At 38.1% G+C, this 21,278-nt stretch carries 10 protein-coding genes; 4 read left to right on the forward strand and 6 right to left on the reverse strand.

What is annotated here, in order from left to right; all coding sequences use genetic code 11:
• Positions 1-83 precede the first annotated feature (83 nt).
• On the reverse strand, positions 84-3,476 hold the full coding sequence (locus tag JO950_RS00065) for a T9SS sorting signal type C domain-containing protein (RefSeq protein ID WP_202700456.1): 3,393 nt from the start codon (positions 3,474-3,476) through the stop codon (positions 84-86).
• A gap of 365 nt (positions 3,477-3,841) precedes the next feature.
• Entirely contained in the window at positions 3,842-4,315 is a 474-nt protein-coding gene (locus JO950_RS00070; protein WP_202700457.1) for a regulatory protein RecX, read from the reverse strand.
• A 290-nt stretch (positions 4,316-4,605) separates the two neighbouring features.
• Here JO950_RS00070 and JO950_RS00075 point away from each other — a divergent pair, with 290 nt between their 5' ends.
• The 4 genes from JO950_RS00075 to JO950_RS00090 all read left to right on the forward strand — a co-directional run bounded on the left by JO950_RS00075 (position 4,606) and on the right by JO950_RS00090 (position 17,407).
• The gene (locus JO950_RS00075; protein ID WP_202700458.1) at positions 4,606-9,141 is read left to right on the forward strand and encodes a LamG-like jellyroll fold domain-containing protein; all 4,536 of its coding nucleotides are present in this window, start codon (positions 4,606-4,608) and stop codon (positions 9,139-9,141) included.
• 175 nt (positions 9,142-9,316) lie between these two features.
• The gene (locus tag JO950_RS00080; RefSeq protein ID WP_202700459.1) at positions 9,317-12,631 is read left to right on the forward strand and encodes a T9SS sorting signal type C domain-containing protein; all 3,315 of its coding nucleotides are present in this window, start codon (positions 9,317-9,319) and stop codon (positions 12,629-12,631) included.
• A 301-nt stretch (positions 12,632-12,932) separates the two neighbouring features.
• Positions 12,933-13,451: a T9SS sorting signal type C domain-containing protein gene (locus JO950_RS00085; RefSeq protein WP_237732245.1), complete on the forward strand. Its 519-nt coding sequence runs from the start codon at positions 12,933-12,935 to the stop codon at positions 13,449-13,451.
• 467 nt (positions 13,452-13,918) lie between these two features.
• Positions 13,919-17,407, forward strand: a complete 3,489-nt coding sequence (locus tag JO950_RS00090) for a T9SS sorting signal type C domain-containing protein (protein WP_202700460.1) — start codon at positions 13,919-13,921, stop codon at positions 17,405-17,407.
• 17 nt (positions 17,408-17,424) lie between these two features.
• On the opposite strand, the gene JO950_RS00095 is transcribed toward JO950_RS00090, so the two are convergent.
• The 4 genes from JO950_RS00095 to JO950_RS00110 all read right to left on the reverse strand — a co-directional run bounded on the left by JO950_RS00095 (position 17,425) and on the right by JO950_RS00110 (position 21,253).
• Positions 17,425-18,291: a cupin-like domain-containing protein gene (locus JO950_RS00095; protein WP_202700461.1), complete on the reverse strand. Its 867-nt coding sequence runs from the start codon at positions 18,289-18,291 to the stop codon at positions 17,425-17,427.
• A gap of 81 nt (positions 18,292-18,372) precedes the next feature.
• Positions 18,373-19,461: a biotin synthase BioB gene (gene bioB / locus JO950_RS00100; protein WP_017497387.1), complete on the reverse strand. Its 1,089-nt coding sequence runs from the start codon at positions 19,459-19,461 to the stop codon at positions 18,373-18,375.
• Positions 19,462-19,632: 171 nt separating this feature from the next.
• Positions 19,633-20,070: a hypothetical protein gene (locus JO950_RS00105; protein ID WP_017497388.1), complete on the reverse strand. Its 438-nt coding sequence runs from the start codon at positions 20,068-20,070 to the stop codon at positions 19,633-19,635.
• 253 nt (positions 20,071-20,323) lie between these two features.
• Entirely contained in the window at positions 20,324-21,253 is a 930-nt protein-coding gene (locus tag JO950_RS00110; RefSeq protein ID WP_202700462.1) for a bifunctional riboflavin kinase/FAD synthetase, read from the reverse strand.
• Between the last annotated feature and the right edge of the window lie 25 nt (positions 21,254-21,278).

Genomic DNA, 21,278 nt, shown 5'->3' on the forward strand with positions numbered 1-21,278 from the left:
GAATTAACGAATTAACGAATTAACGAATTAACGAATTAACGAATTAACGAATTAACGAATTAACGAATTAACGAATTAACGAATTACTGAAACAGTACTTTTCGGGTGACAGTAAAATCATTTGCTAAAGTGATCTTCACCAATAAAACCTGATTGGCTGACGGTAAATTTTCAATTTGAAAGGTCGCACTGTTTAATTTGTTCTTACTGTATAATTGTTTGCCGGTAATATCAAAAACAACAACTTGTTTAATGTTTTCTTTTGATGAAGACATTTGAATAGTTTTATTGCTAGTCGAAATAAGAATGCCATTTTCGATGTTTTCAAAATCTCCTGTACCTAAAGTTTTGCCTGGTTTATAGCGCAGTGTCAAACGTTCGGTAAAGGTACCGGCTTCGGTTTTAAAAGTATAGTTGCTTTGTGTTAAATCATGAACAGTCCCGGTTGTTTTGTCTTCAATGTAAATGGCTTGATTGCTCATGTTTCCATCTACTTCGTCAATTGCCACAGTAAAATCACCTGCAACTGTTGTGCGGTATCCTAATGGAACAAGATCGGCATCTGTAAATGGCAGAGCACGTCCCTGAATTACATATTTGTTTTTTTGATCCGTAGTGTAAAAATCTAAATATTGATTGCCGTCAAAAGTTAGTCCGTCATATCTGTTTTCATAGTCATTGGTTGCTCCTTCAATGTAGCTTACTAGCAATTGTTTAAAAGCTCCCGTGGTATTGGTCATGTTTAACCAAATGCGGTGTTTTTCTATAGCCGCCACTTTTGAGGTGTTTCCGGGTCTGAAAAACTGACCGTTATTGGCTCCGCCCAATCGCATTAAATTGTTGAACTTCACTTTTCCTGCAGCATTCGTCGTTACAAAAAAGGCTTGCCCGGCTGCTATGTTGCCCGTCGGTTTAGTGCCTTTGTCTTTTGCAGGATCGTTATTGTGCTGTTTATCCGATTTTGCAGAAACTCCTCCACTAAGGTTGTATGAAGCATAGTCATCCGCGCTGTACTGATTACTTGGAACAGGTTTTGCAGGAGTGTTATGCGTCCAGAAATAGAGCGTTCCGTCTAACATTGGATTGTCTTTTAAAAGCCTATCAGCACTTAGGGCAGACGGGTACGGATTTCCAATCAGGTGGCCTTTCATTGCGGTTAGGTATTCTCCCTCTAAATCTCCATTGTTTGGAATTCCTTTGAAAGTTGTGGTAAATTCTTGTTTGGTTGCATTTGTATAGTTCGAGGGGCCTCGAATAATGTAGCCTTTTCCAACAATCATATTGCTTTCTCTATTGGTTCGTACCCATTGTGTACCGTCATTGCCATAATACATAGTGGCAGGCGTAGAAGGCGAAACGTCTACTAATTTTTGTGGAGTTACCGGAGTAGACCAATACAAATAATCTTTTTGGAATATAGGCGGACTGGTACGGATGTATGAAATACTTCCCGTATTCTTAGCATTGCTTTTTTGTATCAAACTGGAACTGTTTTCAAAAACTAAAGATCCGGAGTTTACGTCTATACTATTGGCAATAGTTAAGGTGTTTCCTGATTTTATAGTTACTGTTGCTCCATTCATGATTGTGCAGGAACATCCGTTAAGATCTGTTTCTGCAGTATAATTTCCTGTAAATTGAATTGGATCGTTTAACGAAGGTGTTCCACCTGACCATTTAGTGCCATTCCACACATTTCCGGGTAGGATTACAATGTCTGACGAATATACTCTTGTGCAGTTATCATCAATGGCAAATTTATAAGTTCCGGGAGCTAATCCTGAAATTTCATATGTGGTTCCGGAAGTTGTATAATTGTAGACAGTTCCTCGTGACTCGACTAATCTTCCTGATGTAGGTACATTTTCTAAAACAACACTTCCGCTTGGGGTAGTACAGGTAGGTTGTTTGATCGTTCCTACTGTTGGGGCAATATTTGCCTGTTTGGTTATAATAGCTTCCGAAATTGCAGTGGTTGCCGTTCCGCAGTTTGATGTTACTACCGCATAGTAATACAATGTTCCTGATGTTGTGGATTGTGGCGTGTAACTATTGGTTCTAGCGCCATTTGCAGCTCCTAATGCCGTTCCGTTTGTGGCAGTTGCAGCAGTATTACTGAACCATTGATAGGTTAAGGTTCCTGATGCTGTAGCGGTAACCGTTAAAGGTGTAAAGGCATCGTTGAGGCATTTGGTTTGAGTAGCGGTAGACTGTGAGGTAATTTCTAATGATGGGTTAACCGTTAGTTTAGCAGTATTTGAGTTTGTGTTGGTATTGGCAGGACAAGTGGTTGAGCTTCTTGCGACACAACGAACATAGTAGTCACTATAGGACAAAGGAAGGTTGGTCAAATTTAAGGTTGCTGTATTATGACCTGATACCCCCTGAACGCCATTGGTATTAGTCCAGTTTGTTGAGCCATTGGCAGAATATTGCCATTGGTAGGTCGCATTCGAGGCTGATGCGGTTACGCTAAAGGTGCCGGATTGACCTTCGCAGGCAACTAAATCCTGTGGTTGACTGGTGAACGTTAATCCTGCTTGTACATTGACTGCTATACTGTTTGAGGCATTGCTAGGACACATATAGTCTTTATTTTGTGTAATTACCGAGTAGGTACCCGATGCTGTAACCCTTATGCTTCTGGTAGTTTGCCCGTTTGACCAAAGGTAGTTGTCTTCAATACTTGAAGTCAATACTACACTGCCTCCCTGGCAAAAAGTAGTTGGTCCGCTTGCGGTAATAGTAGGTCTTGACGTTTTTCCGTTAGTGATATTGACGTATTTGTATATGGCATCATTTGTTTTACAATCGTTAGAGGCTACAACAGTAAGATTTCCTGCGGTTGAGCTGGTAGTTACGGTAATGGAGTTGGTATTTGCTCCTGAGGTAATAGTCCAGCCAGAAGGTACTGTCCATACATATTTGGTGGCATTTGTTACTGGTGGAATCGAGTAAACTTGCCCTGTATTTCTTGGACATTGTGGTGAAAAACCTGTGATTTCGCCAGTTTCACCTAATGCTTCGTAAACTGTTATCTTTTTTTGAGAGGTTTTAACAGTAGGGCAATTTGGCTGTGTTATCGTATAAATGACGTTTGCAACTCCGGGAGCTTTTGCAATGGCATTGGCGCCTCCGTCACTTTTAGTAACAACTTCGAGAACTGATGGATCTGATGAGGACCAGGTTCCTCCGCTCCATCCTCCGGCGGCCCAGAACAATTCTGTAGAACCTACGCATAATTTACTATTATTGCTGCTAACCGTGCCAGGAGTTGCATTGGAATTGCATTGCGCATTTAAATGACTGACGTTGATAAATAGGCTAAGAGCAACGAGTAATTTAAAGTAATTTTTTGGGGCTTCGAAAGTGTTTTTTATAGCTGAAAAAAAGTTGATTTTTCTATCGGAACTAATTTTTTTTGACGAAAGATTAAAAGGAAAGGTAGGTGTTTTAAAAAGTAAAGTTTTCTTCATAGTAGGTGTATTCTATACAATTTGTTATGCCGGAACAGGATAATTTTTTGCCTTGGCAAAGATAGATACACATACGTGATTGGACATATGAAGGTTTTCAGAACGATCATTTAATCGACAAAATGTCAAAATAGTCGACGAAATACATCTTTAAAAATGGTATTTTATGTTATTTCTTATAAATAGTAATTTTAAAGTATAAGAAAAATCGCAAAATAACACTCAAAATGATCCTGTTTTTAGAACTATAAGCACAAAAAACGTCTTTTAAGTAAAAAATTTGCAAGAAAATTGAATGTGCGAGTGTAGTGATTTTGACGAAAAAAATCAAAAAGTAATGAGGTTAAGCCCGTGATTTTTGTGGGCTAGAATTCTTTCTCAAGCAAAGTAACTTTATCGTAAACAAGAAAACTTTCGTAGCCGCGGCGAAGCATATAGTCGCAGAATTTTTTTCGTTTTTTTAAGGTGTTTTTTTCGGAAATGCTATTCCAGCATCGCTCAGAAAGCTGGTCGAAAGTGGCTTCGTATTCCTCGATAGTAATTTCTTTTAAAGCAAGCGTAATATTAGCCGACGAAATTTGTTTTGCTTTCAGTTCATTGGTAATTCGAATTCTGCCCCAATGTTTCATGCGATGTTTGCCTCTGGCAAAGCTGCAGGCAAATCGGGTTTCGTTTAGAAAGTTAGTTTCAATCAATTGAACCACAATAGTATCGATTTCATCGGCAGTCATTTTTAGGCTGTACAGTTTGGATACCACTTCGGCATGACAGCGCTCCTGATAAGCACAGTAGTGTTCTAACTTCAGTAAAGCCTCTTTGGGAGTGCAAATTGAATTCATGGCTTTTTTCTTTCTTTTTAACGATTACGGCTAAAAATAGTCATTTAAATGTTAAAATCACAACTATTTTTTTTGTTTTTCTCAGAAAAGTCTTTTGTTAAAATGTTGTATATGTGGGGAATTATAATATTTTTGTACACAAAATTAACAGTTTTTTATGACCTTGTAAAACAGGGTTTTAGCTTTTAGTTTTAAAACAAAGTATAAAAAACAACTCCTGAATTTAATAGGGAGTATTTTTTTGTGTTTTGTTGCCCAAAAACAAATTTAATCATAAATACCACTTTCATATGATTCAAAAATTACTTTTGAGCGTTCGCTCTGTATTTTTAAAATTTTCTGATCCCCAGGCCAGAAAAACTTCTAATCCCGTTATCAAATTAGCCTGTCTGGGAATGTTTTTGGTTATGAATTTGGGGTATGGGCAAACAGTAACCTGGGATGGCTGGAGTGGGGATGGAAACTGGAATACACCAACAAACTGGAGTACCAATTCTGTTCCAACAGGTACAAGTAATGTTGTAATACCTAGTTTAGCAAGTCAACCGATAATTTCAAGTGCAAATGCGCAATGTAATAATATTACAATTAGTTCTGGAGCTACTCTTACAGTGAATCGAAATTTTACAGTTAATGGCTCTGCCACTATTTCTGGTACAATAAGCTTTGCTTCAACAAATAGTACCGCAAGAACGATTATATTTAGAGGTGCAGTAACTTTAAACAATGGATCAATATGGGGTGAACCTTCGTCGGGAAACGGAGCAAATAATAGCTATACATTTGCTGATAATTTAGTCAATAATGCAACATCTTTTAATGCCGTAGGAACGACGGGAATTCATACTTTTAGTGGAGCATCTAAAACATTCAGCGGATCAACAACAACTATAATTCCTTTAGTGTCTATTACGGGTACCTATACTAATAATTCCGCTTTTGCTGTCGCAAATGTACTTTCTGGGAATGGAACATTGATTAATTCATCAAGTGGTACACTCACGATTGGAGGGACGTCGACAATAAGTACTACTCTTGCTAATGCAGGAACTTTAAACCTTAATGGCTCGTCTGGATCTACAACAACGAATTTTACAAATACTGGTACAATCAATGTTAATGGTTCTAATTCAATTGCATCTATTAATAATAGCTCGCAGTTAAATATTAGTGCCTCTCCAGTTCCAACTATTACCACTTTAACTGCGACATTTGCTGGTAATACAGTCGACTATAGTGGAGGAGCTCAAACAATAAAGGCAAATTCTTATACAAATCTTACCTTATCGGGAAGTGGTACAAAAACATTTCCTTCAGCTGGTGTTACTGCTTCAAATGTTCTGACTATTGGCAATGGCATAGTGGCTAATTTAAGTACTGCTACACATACCGTAAAAGCTTTAGTTCTCGGAGAAGTAAACAGGCCGTCAGGAACTTGGGGGAGCTCTTCTTCAAGTGCAGCAAATCAGAATGATTTATACTTTTCCGCAGTAACAGGGATCATCACTGTATCTACTTGCGCGGGGGCGGCACCGACGCCTTATAATGTAACAGGTGCAGGAGGAGCATTTTGCAGCTCAAATGCCGGTTCTTCAATCGGTTTGTCTAACTCGCAGACTAATTGCCGTTATCAATTAGTAAGAGGTAACGTGGCCGTGGGTTCACCAATAACGGGCACAGGTGCAGCAATCAATTTTGGAACGTTTAATAATACGGGATTGTATACTGTTATGGCGACAAATACAACATCATTGTGTTCTGCCGTAATGAATAATTCTGTAAATATTTATCGCTACAGTTCACCACCGGTTCCTACTGCAACGGTTGTAAATGTTTCTTGTCCGGGTGAAGCCACAGGAAGCATCACAGTTACGAATGCTGTTGCCCCGGCTTCTGCTAATTTTGTTAGTGCAAACAATCAGGGAATTGATTTAAACGCTTCTTTGTTATCTAACAGAACAGCCTTTACTTTAGAAGGATGGATTAAATTTGATAAGACCAAATACATAGCAAGGATGGCACTTTTTGGTCAAAATGATATTATTGAAGTTGGTTTTGAGGGTAATAATCTTAGATTCTGGACAACTCGTGGAACGGTGGATTTGCCCTTATCTTCATTTCCTGCAGGATATACATGGAATCACATAGCCGTGACAGCTGATGGTAGTTCGATGAAAATTTATTTAAATGGAGGAGATCCTATTTCAACTACAGTAAGTGCTACCAATTATGGGAGCAACAGCAATACAACAAAAATGGGATACGGGGTTATGGACAATGCCGGAGTGGGTTTAACCGGTGAAATCTTTAAATTGGGAGTTTGGAACAGGGCATTGACTGGGACAGAAATTTCTACTTTAGCGTCAGGGTTTGTAGATTATGATGCATCACAAAATGGGTTACTTGCCGGTTATAGTTTTAATGAAGGCACCGGTTCTACATTATATGGTGTTGGTAGTGCCGCAACGAATGGAACTTTGATAGGGAGTCCTTCTCCGGTATGGACAGATCCTTATACGTATTCATGGACTTCTACTCCTCCCGGATTTACTTCCAGTTCAAAGAATTTAACAGGAGTACCAAATGGGACTTATAATTTAACGACCTCTCTAACAACCTGTACAAATTCAGGTTCATGGACAGTAAACGCAACTAATTTAACAACAGCGATTACAACTCAGCCATCAGCTGCAACTACCTGTGTGGGTAATAATGCAGCATTTAGTGTTGCTGGCACAGGAACCAGTTTAACTTATAAATGGCAGGTTAGTACTAATAGCGGATCAACTTTCAGCGATTTATCCAACGGTGGAGTTTATTCGAATGTTACTTCAGCAACGATGAATATCACTTCTGCTATCGCTACAATGAACAATTATCAATATCGTTGTATTGTTGGAGGTGCCTGTCCATCAGTTACATCAAATGCAGTAACGCTTACAGTGAATTCGGCTATGCCGGCGCCAGTCGTAGGTACTGTGACGCAGCCAACCTGTACCGTTACTTTCGGTAGTATTGCCTTAAGCGGATTACCTTCGGGAGGAACTTTAACAAGATCACCTGGAGCAGTAGCTGTACCTTATACAGGAACGACGGTAACAGATACTAATCTTGCGGCAGGAACCTATTCGTACGCCGTTGCAAATGGTCCTTGTTCCTCAATTTCGACTACAGGAATTGTAATTAATCCGGTTCCGACAGCAACCTATGGTGCGAGTGGATGGGATAACACTGCAACTATAGATAAGAAACTTATTTTTAACTCCAATTTTACTTCAATAGGAGATGTGAGCGGATGTACCTGTGAAGTCAATTCAGGTGCAAATGTTGTAATAGGAGTGGGACATACCTTGAAGATTGCCAATGAGGTTAAAGTACTTAGTGGTGGTACGATGACTTTTAAAAATACAGCAAGTTTAGTACAAACCAATAACGTTACCAATACAGGCGATATTACTTATGAGCGTACCACGCCTCCTATATTGCTAAAAGATTATGTGTATTGGTCAACTCCGGTTAGCCCTCAACGATTGGTCGATCTTTCGTCTTTAACGCCTAGCACTATGTATTACGGTTTCGATGGTACACAATGGGTTCGAACGAATAGAACTGATAATATGGTGGTAGGTAAAGGGTATATTATTCGTGCTCCATCCAATTATTCGAATAGCTCTAAGACAGCCTATCCGGCAAGTTTTAAAGGAGTTCCGAACAATGGAAATATCGAAACAGAAATGTTGGCTTCAGGAAAAAGTTATTTGATAGGGAATCCTTACCCGTCTGCTTTAAGCGCAGAGAGGTTTGTTTCAGAGGGCATAGAAGGGTTTATAAAAACAAATGAAAATGTAATAAATGGTACCCTTTATTTCTGGACACACAATACACCGGCAAAACCTGTTCCAAGTAATCAGTACAGTGCGGATGATTATGCTTCATTCAATTTGACTGGAGGAACAGCGGCGAGATCGGATGTAGATTTTGGTTCAGGAGGCGGTGTTAAACCAACTGGAGAAATTGCGGCTGGGCAGTCATTTTTTCTAACGACTAAGGCTGCAGGAAAAATATTGTTTACTAACGCAATGCGATTAGGGGCAACAGATAACGGTCAGTTTTTTAGACCTGCTAATACCTCAAGAAGAACTACTGTTGAAAAGAACCGTATTTGGTTAAACATGACTAGTACAACCGGGGCCTTCAAACAATTATTGTTAGGGTATATAGAAGGTGCAACCAACAATTATGAAACCCTGTATGACGGGTTAAGTCTTGATGGTAACCAGTATTTGGATTTTTACAGTGTAAGTGATGCAAATAAATTTGTAATTCAGGGACGTGCGGTACCTTTTACAGATGCTGATATTGTTCCCTTAGGTTACCGAACTGCTGTTGCAGGCGATTTTACAATTGCAATAGACGAGGTTGATGGTAAAATGACCAATCAGAAGATTTATGTTGAAGATAAAGTAACGGGAGTTATTCACGATTTAACACAAAGCAATTATACTTTTAAAACCGAGGTGGGGAACTTTTCTGAACGTTTGGTATTGCGTTACACCGGTAAAACTTTAGGTGTCGGAGATTTTGAAAACCTTAAAGACGGGATTTTAGTTTCTATAAAAGACAAAGTAATTGCGGTACAATCTTCGCAGGAAAATATTAAAGAAGTTATAGTGTATGACGTGTCAGGAAAAATGCTTTACCATAAAAAGAAAGTAGGTAATACAGAATTACAAATTCAAAACCTGCCATCAGCCAATCAGGTTTTATTGGTGAAGATCACTTTAGCAAATGATTTTACTACGACAAGAAAAGTTATTTTTCAATAAATTTTAAATAAGAGTTCATTTCAAAAAATCCATTCCGTTTTTCGGAGTGGATTTTTTTTTGTCTAAGAAAATAAGGTGTTTAAAAAATCACCAAAATTGGTGATTGTGGATTTTATATAAGGGTTGTAGTTTTAGGCCAAATTATGATCAAAGAAAAACTTAAGCCCCTAGAGTTATGATTAAAAAAATACTTTTTTTCCTTGTTTTGGCAGACTGCTTCCATGGTTCGATACTTTTAGCTCAACAAGGTAATACAATGCAAAACGGAAACTGTCCTGTTGCAGCCGGTGTTACAATTTGTGAAGGAGGTTCAGGTTTTTTAACCGTTTCATCTACCTGTGCTGCGGTTGCCCAAACCCCTGTAACTGCCAAAGGTAGCGGAGGAATATCGAATAGCATAGTTTATGGTGATCGTGCAAATACAGACATTACCATAAATGTTCCTTCGTTACCGGCGGGGGCAATAGTAACGTCTACAAATGTTACGATAAGTTTTAAGGCAAATGGTGTTTCTTTTAGAAATGAGTTGAGGGTTAAGGCAACACCCCCAACAGCAGTTGGAGCAGTTCAGAGTGATTTGAACCCTGTTCCTACACTCGATAGTCCAGGGACTTCAACTAATGTGCCATTAGGAATATGGGGTACTGGGAACCCATCCGGAACTTGGGTATTTGCATTTAGAGAGTCCTTTCTTGATGTTTTTGTAAATACTGATGCAAATATTACAAACATTACCATTAGAGTTAATTATGTTTTGCTGGAAGTAGACTGGTATACATCAGCCTCTGGAGGAACAAAAATTGGTTCAGGGATTTCGTTTAATCCGGTAGGCGTTAGCGGTTCAGGCCTTATGGATACCAATACTGCGGGTACAACTCCTTATTATGCGGCTTGTACCAATAATCCTGGGTGTAGAACAATGGTAAATTTTGTGATTAACAAAGCTTCCGTTGCAACGGGGGTTACAATTTGTCAGGGAGGTTCAGGTTCACTAACGGCTCCATTTACTTGCTCAGGAGTTGCAGTTGCCCAAAGCCCTATGATTGCAAGCGGTAGTGGTGGGACAGTAAAAAGCACCGTTTACGGAGGTTCCGGAAACACAGATATTAGTATAATTTTCCCTTCATTACCTGTTGGAGCTGTTGTTACTAGTACCAATGCTACTATAAGTTATAATACAATAGGTAGTTCGTATTTGAATGAGTTACGGGTTAGAATACAGCCGCCAACTGCGATGGGCACAGTGCTGAATGATATAAGTCCCGTCTCTGCTAGTAATAGAGGGAGTGTTATAGATGTTCCTTTAGCATCTTGGGGAAATACAAATCCTTCAGGAAGTTGGATATTTCGATTTAGAGAAGATCATGATGATGATGAAAATCCGGATGCTAATATTACAAATATTAGCATTACAGTTAATTATACATTACCGGCAACAGTAGATTGGTATACAATGGCTTTTGGTGGTACCAAAATTGGTTCCGGAGTCTCGTTCAATCCGGTAGGTGTTAGTGGTTCAGGTCTTATTGATACTAACACCGTGGGTACGACTCCTTATTATGCGGTTTGTTCCGGTGATTCTCCAGTTTGTAGAACAAAGGTGAATTTTGTAATAAATGAAGTCCTGGGAAAACCAGTAGTGGGATCCGTTACACAACCAACCTGTGTTACGGCTTTTGGCAGTATTGCTTTAAGCGGACTTCCTACTGGGGGAATCTTAACGAGATCACCCGGAGCTATCGTGGTGTCTTATACCGGAACTGCGGTTACAGATAGTGATCTTGCAGCAGGTACATATACCTATACAGCTGGAAATGGAAATTGTACATCGTTGGCAACTTCGGATATTGTGATTAATCCTTTATCAGTAGCGACTTATAATAAGGGTATTTGGAGCACTGCTCCAACCATAGACAAAAAACTTGTTTTTAACTCTGATTTTACTTCGACAAGTGATGTAAACGGATGCTTTTGTGAAGTTAATTCCGGAGCAAATGTTGTAATCGGGGGTGGAAATACTCTGGCCATTGCGAATGATGTTAAAGTATTTACAGGAGGTGCAATGAACTTTAAAAATACAGCAAGTTTAGTACAAACCAATAACGTTACCAATACAGGTGATATTACTTATGAGCGTACCACGCCTCCTATATTGTTAAAAGATTATGTGTATTGGTCAACTCCGGTAAGCCCTCAAACATTAGTGAATCTTTCACCTTTAACACCAAGTACGATGTATTACGGTTTCGATGGCACACAATGGGTGCAAACGAATAAGGCTGATAACATGATGGTTGGAAAAGGTTATATTATTCGTGCCCCGTCAAATTATTCGAATACTTCTAAGGCTGCCTATCAGGCAAGTTTTAAAGGAGTCCCAAATAATGGAAATATAGAAACGGAGCAGCTGGCTTCCGGGAAAGCTTATTTAATAGGAAATCCTTATCCGTCTGCTGTAAGTGCAGATGATCTTATTGCTAATGCAGCAAATAATGCTGTAATAAACGGAACACTTTATTTTTGGACTCATAATACGGCTGCGGTATCTACACTGACAAATCAGTATACGAGCAATGATTATGCTTCTTACAATCTTAGCGGCGGAGTATCGGCAAAATCAGATCCTGGTTATAATAGTGATCGAGTGTTTGATAAAGGTATGAAACCAACAGGCAAGATAGCGGCCGGACAAGCTTTTTTTGTGACTACTAAAGCAGCCGGAAAAGTTCTTTTTACCAATTCAATGCGACTGGGGACAGCAGATAATGGTCAGTTTTTTAGATCTGTGAATCCGAAAAAAGAAGCTGCGATTGAAAAGAGCCATGTCTGGTTAAACATGACCAGTGCAACAGGCGCTTTTAAGCAATTATTGGTGGGGTACATACAGGGGGCAACTAATGATTATGATAGTAATTATGACGGGTTAACTTTTGATGGCAACAAATATTTGGATTTCTATAGTATCAGTAATGAGAATAAACTTGTAATTCAGGGACGTGCGGTACCTTTTACAGATGCAGATATTGTTCCTTTAGGTTACCGAACTGCCGTTGCAGGTAATTTTACAATTGCAATAGACGAGGTTGATGGTAAAATGGCCAATCAGAAGATTTATATTGAAGATAAAACAACTGGAGTTATTCATGATTTAACACAAAGCAGTTATACTTTTAAAACTGAGGTGGGAAACTTTTCTGAACGTTTGGTATTGCGTTACACCGGTAAAACTTTAGGTGTCGGAGATTTTGAAAACCTGAAAGACGGGATTTTAGTTTCGATAAAAGACAAAGTAATTGCGGTACAATCTTCACAGGAAAATATTAAGGAAGTTGTGGTATATGATGTGTCAGGAAAAATGCTTTACCATAAAAAGAAAGTAGGTAATACAGAATTACTAATTCAAAACCTGCCATCATCCAATCAGGTTTTATTGGTGAAGGTAGCTTTGGCAAGTGATTTTACAACAACAAGAAAAGTTATTTTTCAGTAAATTTTAAATAAGAGTTCATTTCAAAAAATCCATTCCGTTTTTTGGAGTGGATTTTTTTGTGTTTAAGAAAATAAGATGTTTAAAAAAATCACCAAAATTGGTGATTGTGGATTTTATAAAGAGTGTCTATTTTTGCGTTAATTCTTGTTAAAATTTAACATCTTAACTTTCAATTTTGATAAAAAAAGTGCTTTTTTTTCTGATTTTGACGAACTATTTTCATAGTACGTGGCTTTACGCGGAACGAGGGAAAGCAGCTGTTTTTTTTAGCACGATTGATTATAGAAAAAAAGGTAATACAGTGGGAAGGGAATTTTTACAATCCGACAAAAAAAGCTGTACGCTAAGCCTTAATCAAACTTTATGTCGATATTTAATCGGTGTGCAACTGCGTAGCAGTACAGCAAATGATTGTGTAAATGGAATTGGTTTTAATAAGGTTGTATTTCTAAAAGGCGAAAAATTAAAAATACAGAACCATTCAAAACAGGGGGGGTATTCATTTTCTATTGACCGGGAAACTTTTAATGAACGTTTTGTGCTGTCTGATATTGAGGAAACTTTAGCAAGCAACAGTTTTTCGGAGGAAAATCCGGACGTATTTATTTCGGTAGAGGATAGAATTATTAAAGTCATTTCAACTCAGGATATAATCACTCAAATAACTGTTTTTGATATTTTGGGCAAACCACTGTATAGAAAAGAAAATATTGAAAATCTGGAATTTCAACTGCCAAAATTCAATTCTTATCATCAGGTTTTAATAGTGAAAATTAAATTTGGAGACGGGAAAATAATGACAAGGAAAATTTTGCTTTAAATGACTGTCTTAAAGGAATAATCGTTTTTTATCATCTTAAATATATATAGCATAAATCGCCATATTTACTGGTAAAATACTGTTTCTGATCATATTGAAAAAGTTATAAGTGTTAAATTCTCACAATTAAATCGAAAATATTTAGTTTTAATGTAAATAAAATCGTACCTTGGTTATTGCTTTACGATTGAAATACTTAAAAGCCTGTTAAGTTAATTTTTATCATTTTCTATTGAAGCTTATAAATAGAGTGTCTATACTCTTTACCTGCCTAAAATACTGATTGCTAATTTAAATGCCCCGATTAAATGAAACAAAAAGTACTCTTCACTTCAACATTTCACTTGTACTATCAGGATTAGTCTATCCTGTTTCGGCGTTTTATTTTTTGAGGTATTTAGAAATTACTTTAATCAGATTCTCGTCTGATTGAAAAGTTATGTTTTTAAATATTAAAAAATACCACGATGAGAAAATTTTTACTTACACTTCAGTTATTTGCATTGCCTTTATTTTTTTATGCACAGACTAAAACAGTCTCTTTCTCGGCAACAGGAACAACAAATTTAACTACGAGTTTTGTGATTCCGGCCGGTTCAACATCTTTAACAATTAGTGCCTGGGGAGGTGGAGGTGCCGGAGGTGGTACAACTAGTGCCGGATTAAGCTTAGAAAAAGGAGCTGCCGGTGGTGGTGGTGGTGCTTTTGCCGGAGGAGTATATACAATTTCGTCAGGTGCAACAATCTCTCTTACCGCAGGTGGTGGAGGTGTTGGAGGTACCGGAGTTAATGGTCAGACAGGGAAAACCTCTCTGGTTACGGGTTTTGTTTCTGCTGTGGGCGGGGGTGGCGGTACAGCCAATACATCGGGAGGTACTCCGGCCAAAGGAGCGGGAGGTCTTGCTTCTTCAAGTGTGGGTACAAATACATTTGATGGTGGAGCAGGAGTAGACGGACAAAGTGGTTTAACAGCTGCTTCTGGTTCAGGCGGCAATGGAGGAAATGGTGGTGGTGCCGGTGGTGCCGGATTTTCATCTTTATTGGGTACAGCGGATGGAAATCCGGGTACAGTTCCCGGCGGAGGTGGAGGTGGAGCTAAAAGTTCTATTCTTGGGGCAGGGAAAGCCGGAGGTGACGGAGGTCCGGGAAGAGTTGTTATCTCATACGATTGTGCAGCTTATAGTCTGACCAGTACGAGTGCTTCAGCGGTAAATATCTGTTCCGGAACATCGTCAACGATAACCCTAAACGGTACTTTACCGGTAGGAGTATATAGCGTTGCTTATCAGGTAGACGGAGTAACTCAGACGCCGGTAACTATGACTGTAAGTGCAAGTGGAACCGGTACTTTTACAGCTCCCGGATTTTCAGCTTTAGGAAGTAAAAGTCTAACAGTTACCTCTTTAACTTCTGGAACAAGTGGCAATGCTGCCGATAATTGTGCTTCAACCATCAGTGCCAATAATACTGCTTCAGTAAATGTAACGTCATCCGGGACAGCTCCTGTTGCTTTAGCAGGAACCGGAGCAACCTGTACCCAGATTACAGCAAATTGGCAATCTGTTTCAGGATCAACGTATTACACATTGGATCTTTCGACAGATATTAATTTTGGAAGTTTTGTTGGAACCTACAACGGTTTGAATGTGGGGAATGTTTTAACGGTAAATATCACAAGTTTAAGCAATGCGACTACTTACTATTACAGAGTTCGAGCATTTAATGGGACCTGTTTGAGTGCTTATTCGAACACCATAACTTACAAACCTGCTGTTTCTCCGGGGAATGTTGTTTTGCAGGCAGCCACTAATACTTCTTGTACATCATTTATGGCAAATTGGAGTGCGGAAGTCAATGCGGTGAGTTATCTGTTAGATGTCTCTCTTGTAAATACATTTGCCACTACTGTCTCAGGATATAATGCCCTTGATATCGGAAATGTAACGACCTATACAGTGACTGGACTGACTGTAGGTACAACCTATTATTACAGACTCAGATCAAAGAATGGTTGTGGAACCAGTGCTACAGGTACCGCAACAGTACAAAATATAACCACATTTACGCAGCCAGGTACACCACTTAATGATCCGGTGGTTCAACCCACCTGTGATGTTCTTACCGGAACTGTGGTTTTAAAGAATTTGCCAAACAGAAATGATTATACGATTACGCAAACCGGTACGTTCTCAAATACTTATTCGGGAGGAGTTGGTGCCGATTGGACTAAATATACCATTACAGGTCTGGCTCCCGGTACTTATAATTTCACAGTACAATATCCGGGCACTTGTGCTTCTTTGTCATTGTCGAATATTGTCGTAAATGCTTTGGCAACGAATACGTATACAATTGCAGGAGGATGGTCACTTGGGACGCCAACGACAAGCCAGAATATTGTTTTTGCAGATGATTTTTCTTCGTCCGGAGATGTGAATAGCTGTGGTTGTACGATAAATGCCGGAAAAAAAGTAACCATAAATAGTTCAAATACGTTAACAGTTAAGAATGCATTAATTGTGAATTCGGGAGCAGGAACCTCTTTGACTTTTAAAACCAGTTCAAGTTTGGTTCAGGTGAATAGTGCAGTTAATTCCGGAAATATTTCGTACGAGAGAACAAGTCCCGGAATTTTAAAAAAGGATTATTTATATTGGTCCACTCCGGTAAATCCACAAAGATTAATCGACCTTTCGTCCGGAACATCAGCAACAAAGTATTTTGGTTACGATGGTGCCCAATGGGTATCTACCGACAGAACAACTAATATGGTGGTAGGCAAGGGGTATATTATTCGTGGTCCGGAGAGCTATTCGAATACGGTTAAAACAACCTTCACAGGAATTTTTTCAGGAGTTCCAAACAATGGAAGTCTGGAAGGAGAATCTTTGAGCTCGGGAAAAAGTTATTTGGTAGGAAATCCTTATCCATCTGCTTTAAATGCTGATGCTCTTATAAGTACAAATAGTATACTAGGCGGAACAATCTATTTTTGGACGCATAATACGCCTGTACAACTAACCTATACAAATCAGTACTCAGCCGATGATTATGCTTCTTATAATTTAAGTGGAGGGGTTTCAGCAAAGTCGGATCCATTGCACAGTGACATTCCGGCAAATGATAACGGAATTAAACCAACAGGTAAAATAGCAGCCGGACAATCCTTTTTTGTGACTACTGTAGCAGCAGGAAAAGTACAATTTAACAATTCAATGCGAGTAGGTGGAGCTAATAACAATCAGTTTTTTAGAACTGAAAGGGCATCTAAGGAAGTTACTTTGGTGAAAAAACGTATCTGGTTAAACATGAGCAATACGACTGGAGCTTTCAAACAGTTGCTGGTAGGATACATAGAGGGGGCGACTAATGAATATGATAGTAATTATGATGGGATTAGTTTTAATGCTAACCCTTATCTCGATTTTTTTAGCGTGGCAAACGGAAACAATTATGTCATTCAGGGTAGAGCTTTACCTTTTGTAGATACTGATATTGTTCCTTTAGGATATCGTACGACAATCGCGGGTGATTTTACTATTTCAATTGATGAGGTAGATGATAGTATGAATGAACAGGCTATTTATATCGAAGATAAAACAACTGGGGAAGTTCATAATTTAAAACAGAGCAATTATACGTTTACAACCGCAGTCGGAACCTTCTCAGACCGATTAGTGCTGCGTTATACCGGAAAAACATTAGGAACAGACGATTTTGAAAATGCAAAGAATGCTATTGTGGTTTCTGTTAAAAATAGAATAATAAATGTGTCGTCAAAAGAACAGCTTAAAGATGTTTTTGTTTATGATGTGTCGGGGAAACTGCTTTTCAATAAAAGTAAAATTGGGAATAAAGAGTTTCAAATACAAAATTTAACACCAGGTAATCAGATGGTACTGGTAAAAGTGATTTTGGAAAATGATGCTACAGGAACACGAAAAATAGTTTTTTAGAAATAAAAAGAATGCTCTTAAGAGGTTTTTTGCAGATTTTCATTGGTATTCCGGATGGCTTTTTCATTTTTATAGTCAATCCATTTTTGACCTTTGAATTTACGCATCATGATATCGAAATAGCGCATAATAAAAACATTGTAAAAGGCTTTGGACAGGTTGGTAATGTTTTTAGGAAAAGCTCTCAGACTCATCGAAAAGCCCGGGGTTAAATATTTCATGTAATGCCAGTATCCTTCAGGCATGTACAGCATTTCGCCATGTTTTAAATTGGTAATAAATCCCTGTGCATTTTTAAGAGCAGGAAATTTTTCATAGTCAGGATTGTCAAAATCAATGTCTTCTCTTGAAATTAAGGCATGTGGTACCTTGTACATGTATTTGGATTGATCGGGAGCAAAAAGCATGCACTGTTTTTCTCCGTGAAAATGAAAATGTAAAATATTGGAGTAGTCAATATCATAATGCATGAACACCCGTGCATTTTCTCCGCCAAAAAATAGCATTGGCATTTGTTTCACCAAATTCAAGCCAATATCCGGCCATAAAAAGTCTTCTTTTAATAGCGGAACTTCTTTCATCAGATTATAAAGAAAAATACGGTAGTTCGTTGGTTTTGATTCCAGAAGATGAATGTAATCACTCATTTTCATAGTGGTATGAGCTTCGTTAAAACCATCTTCATGATTTACAGGTCTGTCATCGTATAGAGGAACGATACTATTTCCGGCGATTTCGTTGATATAAGATAATTTCCATTTGTGATAAGCTGGCCAGTCTTCGGTCAATTCTTCGACAACTACAGGAATTTGATTTTTCACATACTGGGAAATAAAATCAGCCTTTGAGATTTTTTTTACCCTTTCGATTTGCTTTAACTTCATCTCTATTAAATAAAAAAATTGCTTATAACACATGTTATAAGCAATTTAGAAATATTTATCGAGATTTAGGAACTCTTTTTCTTAAATTTTTGATTTGGCCGTAGCTTCAAGATTTCTTTCAATAGTGTGTCCTGGTCTTGACCATTTTGGTTTTTCTCCTAGAGGAACGAACTGAGAATCAGCTGCTTCAACTGTTTTAGGTTGTGAAACTTTTGTAAATGGCTTTTGTGGATTCAATCCTAACATTTCAAACATCTTCATGTCTTCATGAACATCAGGGTTTGGTGTCGTAAGCAGTTTATCACCTGCAAAAATAGAATTGGCCCCTGCAAAAAAGCACATTGCCTGTCCTTCACGGCTCATGTTAGTTCTTCCTGCTGACAAACGAACCTGTGTATCCGGCATTACAATTCTTGTAGTGGCAACCATACGGATCATTTCCCAAATTTCAACTGGTTTTTCCTCTTCCATTGGAGTTCCTTCAACAGCTACCAAAGCATTAATTGGCACAGATTCCGGTTGAGGGTTTAAAGTAGAAAGCGCTACAAGCATTCCGGCTCTGTCTTCGATACTTTCTCCCATTCCAATGATTCCTCCACTGCAAACGGTAACATTCGTTTTACGAACATTCTCGATAGTTTGCAAACGGTCTTCGAAACCACGGGTTGAAATAACATCTTTATAATATTCTTCAGAAGTATCTAAATTGTGGTTGTAAGCATATAGACCTGCTTCAGCCAAACGCTGCGCCTGATTTTCGGTAATCATACCTAAGGTACAGCAAACCTCCATGTCAAGTTTGTTAATGGTACGAACCATCTCTAAAACCTGGTCGAATTCTTCACCATCTTTTACATTTCTCCAGGCAGCTCCCATACATACACGTGATGATCCACTGGATTTTGCACGTAAAGCCTGTGCTTTAACCTGGCTAACACTCATTAGATCGTTTCCTTCAACACCCGTGTTATAACGTGCAGCTTGTGGGCAATACCCGCAGTCTTCCGGACAGCCTCCGGTTTTGATTGAAAGTAAAGTAGATACCTGAACTACGTTAGGATCATGTTTTTGCCTGTGAATTGTTGCTGCTTCATACAGCAAGTCCATCATAGGTTTATTATATATGGCAATTATTTCGTCTTTTGTCCAATTGTGTTTTGTAATGCTCATTGATGCAGTTTTTTGATGCTCCAAAAGTAGTTAAATAGTTCCAATCAACCAATGCCCAATCCTGTAAATGAATATTTGACAGCTATTTTCAAAAAACAAACACTCTAAAATCATATAATTTTAATTTTTTATGATTTTAGAGTGCTATTTAGTTTGATTTACTTTTAAAAATTAATCGGCTGCATATTTGTTATTCCAGTACAGCATCATCATCAATGTAACGATTACTGATGAAGCGATTCCTTCAAAAAGTAAGCAGATGCAATAAGTTGGTACCGAAGGATTTCCGCCAAACATAAAAGTTTCCGAAAGTGTTTTTACATAAGCATCTCCACCCCGGGCATAACTGTAAACGAGCAGTCCAAAAACACTTAATGCTACACCCACTACAGAGGTAGCCATTGCTGAGACTGCATTTGATACAAAATTAGTTTCACCTTCATGAAGATTCATTCGCATGGTTTTATTCACGCCGTAAAATATAAAAAAGACATTTAGGGTTCGCAGATAGAATAAATGAGCTAAACCTAATACGTTCATCAATAAAAAGTAAATTCCAATTCCAAGGAAAATCAGAAAACCGTTGGTAATTTCTTTAGGTAATTTCATAATGGTTATTTTTAAAGAAGTTAATAGCAAATATTTGATAAACAGAGTTCTATATCAAATTTACTAAAAAAATAACTACGATGATTTAAAAAGGGTAAAAAGTATGTCAGGCGACATTGCCCTAAAAAAGAAACGATGAATTTTTTATTGTAACACTTAGAAACATAGGTCTAAGTGTCTAAAAATGGGAAGCTAAGAAGGAAAGACTTTTTTTCTGGTTAAAATGATTTCAACTCAGAGGTTGAAAGCTATTCTAAATTTTGTTTAAAAATGCGAGAGCATTTTTTCTGTCCAGATGCAATTGTTCTTTTAACAAATCGACAGAGCCGAATTTTTGTTCTTCCCTCAGGTATTGTAATAACGAAACCTGAATTTTTTTACCATAAATATCGGCATCAAAATCAAAAAGATTCACTTCGATGGTTTGTTTTTGCCCGTCAACAGTTGGATTAAAACCAATGTTCATCATCCCCGAAACCTCTTTTTGATCGATCAAAACTTTTACGACGTATACGCCTGCTTTAGGAATCAGTTTATACTCATCATTAATTTCGATGTTAGCTGTTGGAAAACCAATAGTTCTTCCCAGCTGTTTTCCCTGAACAACTTCACCGGATAAAAAGTAGTGATAGCCCAGATAATCATTTGCCAAAGACATATTTCCTTCGCTGAGTGCTATTCTGATTTTGGTTGAACTTACAGAAACGTCCTGAATTTCCTGAGCGGAGATTTGCTCAACTTCAAAACCGTATTCATGACCGAAAGCGATTAAATCATCAATATTGGCCGTTCTGTTTCTGCCAAAGCGGTGATCATGACCAATAATTATTTTCTGGATATGAAACTGATCTACCAAAATTGAATGTACAAACTCTTCAGCGGTTAGTCTGGAGAAACTTTCGTTAAAAGGATGAATGATCAGATTTTCAATTCCGGTTGCTTCCAGAAGCTTTGACTTTTCAGTGATGGTATTTAAAAGTTTTATTTCTGATTTTTCCTGCAGTACCATTCTTGGATGAGGAAAAAAGGTAAGCACTAAACTTTCATACTTTCCGTTTTCAGTGTTTTGGGTAATGCGTTCCAGAATTTTTTTATGGCCAATATGTACACCGTCAAAAGTTCCAAGAGTTAAAATTGTTTTCTTGGTTGACTGAAAATCGTTTATAGAATGAAAGAGCTTCAAAACAAATAATTTAAGATGGTGCAAA

This window comes from Flavobacterium sp. UGB4466 (genome assembly GCF_903469665.1).
Taxonomy (GTDB): Bacteria; Bacteroidota; Bacteroidia; order Flavobacteriales; family Flavobacteriaceae; genus Flavobacterium; species Flavobacterium lipolyticum.

What these genes read in the sequence shown, in the direction of transcription:
- JO950_RS00065 (WP_202700456.1), bottom strand. Translation starts at nt 3,476, where the DNA reads ATGAAGAAAACTTTACTTTTTAAAACACCTACCTTTCCTTTTAATCTT.
- JO950_RS00070 (WP_202700457.1), bottom strand. Translation starts at nt 4,315, where the DNA reads ATGAATTCAATTTGCACTCCCAAAGAGGCTTTACTGAAGTTAGAACAC.
- JO950_RS00075 (WP_202700458.1), top strand. Translation starts at nt 4,606, where the DNA reads ATGATTCAAAAATTACTTTTGAGCGTTCGCTCTGTATTTTTAAAATTT.
- JO950_RS00080 (WP_202700459.1), top strand. Translation starts at nt 9,317, where the DNA reads ATGATTAAAAAAATACTTTTTTTCCTTGTTTTGGCAGACTGCTTCCAT.
- JO950_RS00090 (WP_202700460.1), top strand. Translation starts at nt 13,919, where the DNA reads ATGAGAAAATTTTTACTTACACTTCAGTTATTTGCATTGCCTTTATTT.
- JO950_RS00095 (WP_202700461.1), bottom strand. Translation starts at nt 18,291, where the DNA reads ATGAAGTTAAAGCAAATCGAAAGGGTAAAAAAAATCTCAAAGGCTGAT.
- bioB (WP_017497387.1), bottom strand. Translation starts at nt 19,461, where the DNA reads ATGAGCATTACAAAACACAATTGGACAAAAGACGAAATAATTGCCATA.
- JO950_RS00105 (WP_017497388.1), bottom strand. Translation starts at nt 20,070, where the DNA reads ATGAAATTACCTAAAGAAATTACCAACGGTTTTCTGATTTTCCTTGGA.